Raw genomic sequence first — 2,830 nt, 5'->3', positions numbered from 1 at the left:
TGGCTCACCGGCAGTCCTGAAGAGGCCTTCGACTTCGTCTACGACATCCACATCGGCACCATCACACCCGGACCCTGACCGCACCCGTCACCCATCAACCCCCGACGGACTTCCGGCTCGGACCACTTAGGCCAGTGTCCACCCTGGTGATGAGTTGTCGCGTCCGCGCCCGTCACACCCACGATGGGACACGACGAGACGGAAGGATGACGTGATGAGTGCGGACATGCGGCTGGAGGAACTGGGCGGAACCGCTCTGAGTGAGGTCGACGAGCCGGCGTTCTCGGGGTTGGCGGCGCGGCACCGGCGGGAGCTGCACGTGCACTGCTACCGGATGCTCGGATCGTTCGAGGACGCCGAGGACACCGTGCAGGAGACGTTCCTGCGTGCCTGGCGACGGCGGGAGACCTTCGAGGGCCGGTCGACGTTCCGGGCCTGGCTGTACCGGATCGCCACCAACGCCTGCCTGGACCTGCTCGCCAAGCGCCGTCCGAAGCCGGCGAGCGGAGGCGAGGTGCGGTGGCTGCAGCCCTACCCGGACCGGCTGCTCGACGAGCTGCCGGCGGGCGACGCGAGCGAGCCGGAGACCGTCGCCGTCGCGCGGGAGACGATCGAGCTGGCGTACCTCGTCGCGGTCCAGCACCTCGCGCCGCGCCCACGGGCGGTGCTGATCCTGCGGGACGTGCTCGGCTGGCCGGCGAAGGACGTCGCGGAGCTTCTCGGGGACTCCGTCAACTCCGTGAACAGCGCGTTGCAGCGGGCCCGCGCCGGCATGCGGGAGCACCTGCCCGCCGAGCGACAGGACTGGAGCGGCGGCGACGAGGACGCCAGGACGCGCGAGATGGTGCGCCGCTTCACCGACGCGAGCGTGGCCAAGGACATCGACGGGCTCGCCGCCATGCTGCGGGACGACGTCCGCTGCTCGATGCCGCCCACACCGGGCCTGTACGTCGGCCGCGACACGGTGTTGAACGACTGGATCGAGGACGGTTTCGCAGACCTGGGGCGTCTGCGCGCCGTCCCCACCTCCGCCAACCGGCAGCCCGCCGTCGCCTTCTACCTCTGGCGGGAGCAGGAGAACGCGTACCTGCCGCTGACCCTCGACGTCCTGCGCATCACCGGCGGGGCGGTCGCCGAGATCGTCACCTTCCACGACGACCAGTTTCCGCGGTTCGGGTTGCCGGAGCGCCTGCCGGCGGACGGCACGGAGTAGTCCCCGAAGTGGACGCTCGTGCAACGCCCCCTCACGTCAGTTGGCGACGATGGAGGAACGACATGAACAGCGTGAATGACACCGGGGCCGTCGCCGGCCCGGCAGCGGAACAGACCAGCTACATCCACCGACTACGCGGGCTCGCCGTCACCGGCCTCGTCGCCACACTCGTGGCGGTGGCGACCACGACCGTCGCCGCCGCGCTCGCCCGGGCCGTCGGCGTCGACTTCGAGATCCCCGACGGTGGCGAGACGATCCCGTTGGCCGGGTTCGCCGTGGTGACCGGCTTTCTCTCGGTCGTGGGCGTCCTCATCGCCGCCGCCCTGCTCCGCTGGAGCGCCCGCCCCCCCTGCTCTCCGGGGGAGACACTGCCACCATCGCGGCCCTTTTCGGGCTGCACCTCGTCCCCGCGGCGGTGATGATCCCGACCCTGACGCGGGGCCTCCGCGCCCGGACCAATTGACGAGAGGTCGAGCAGACCGACCGGACCGGGAGTTGGAAGCCGCTGACCTGCGGTGATGAGGGTGCGCCCGGTAGAGTTCGAACTTACGACCTTGGGATTGGAAGAAGATCGCGGACGGCTGGTCGGGTGGCTGAGCACCTGGTCAGCCCGTCCGTAGTTGTCGGGTGACGTCGGCGCCAGCCGCTGGCCTTGGCTGTACATCACCTGTCTCGACGCCGGGTGCTTGCCTGGCCACCGGGAAAGACGCAGTATCGGCCAGTGGGCGACGTATCAGACCAGGTGGCACCGAACCCGGTGTTCAGCCGCGACCTTGCCGTGCTCATCGGCGTCCTCGCCGTACTCGAAGGCTCGTTGATGGGCAACGGCGACGTGCCCGGGCACTTGGCCGAGAGACTCCGCCACCGTTTCGCTCGGGAGGGCCTTCTCGATCCTGACGCCAGCGAAGAGGCCTTCCGTCAGGCGATCAATGATCTGAATCATCGTCTCCGCTACGGCCTGGGCGAATACCCGGAGCTGCCGCCGCCCATCCCGGTTCCTGAGCTGCCGTAGAGCTTGCAGCGCGCGGAGACCACAACTTCCTGCCATCCCGATGCTCCTATGGGGGTCAAGCTCCGTCGACCGGCTCCTGGCGGAGCTTGCCCCCTTCGTCCCGAAGGGGGCAGCCATCGGTTCGTGAGCTACGCCGGCTCCTTGGCTGAGCTGGGCGAGCGGTTTGCCACCGTCCGTGGTTGTCTACTGCCGCCTGTGCCCGTCGTCACCCGGTCAGTCACCCAGCCGGGCGAGCAGCGCAAGCCCGCCCGAGGTCGAGCACCTGACGGCCACTCTGGCTAGGTGGGCGACGGGCGAGTCGAGCTGTACGTCGGATTCCGTTTAGAGCGACGGTTCGTGGAAGTAGACAGTGGCCGACCACCAGTCGCCGTCGGCAGTGACCTCGCTGTGCAGGATGACGTCCTGGACCGCGATACAGGGCTGTTGCGTTCTCGCGGCGCGGGGCGCTGAACAGGGATTTCGTGGGGTGAGTGGCCTGTGTGGAGGCGGATGAAGCGGGTGAAGCCCTCAAGGTGATCATGGAGTTCTTGACGCTGCACGACCACCGAGGAACTCCACCCGCCGATGACATCATCTCTGATCTCCGCACTGACCGTGACAACCCC

At 68.6% G+C, this 2,830-nt stretch carries 2 protein-coding genes and 1 pseudogene; all 3 read left to right on the top strand.

Annotated elements, in window-relative coordinates; all coding sequences use genetic code 11:
• Window positions 1-214 precede the first annotated feature (214 nt).
• The 3 genes and pseudogenes from F8271_RS30820 (at window position 215) to F8271_RS30810 (ending at window position 2,225) form a co-directional block, all read left to right on the top strand.
• A complete protein-coding gene (locus tag F8271_RS30820) occupies window positions 215-1,213 on the top strand; it encodes an RNA polymerase subunit sigma-70 (RefSeq protein ID WP_151493305.1) in 999 nt (332 codons plus the stop codon).
• Between the two features lie 62 nt (window positions 1,214-1,275).
• Window positions 1,276-1,676 (top strand): annotated as a pseudogene (locus F8271_RS30815) (DUF6069 family protein).
• Window positions 1,677-1,934: 258 nt separating this feature from the next.
• Window positions 1,935-2,225: a hypothetical protein gene (locus tag F8271_RS30810; protein WP_151493304.1), complete on the top strand. Its 291-nt coding sequence runs from the start codon at window positions 1,935-1,937 to the stop codon at window positions 2,223-2,225.
• Window positions 2,226-2,830: the final 605 nt, after the last annotated feature.

The sequence above is a fragment of the Micromonospora sp. ALFpr18c genome (assembly GCF_008868155.1).
Classification (GTDB): domain Bacteria; phylum Actinomycetota; class Actinomycetes; order Mycobacteriales; family Micromonosporaceae; genus Micromonospora.
The sequence above is the reverse complement of the archived record's forward strand: the minus strand, read 5'-3'. Positions and strand labels throughout refer to the sequence as shown.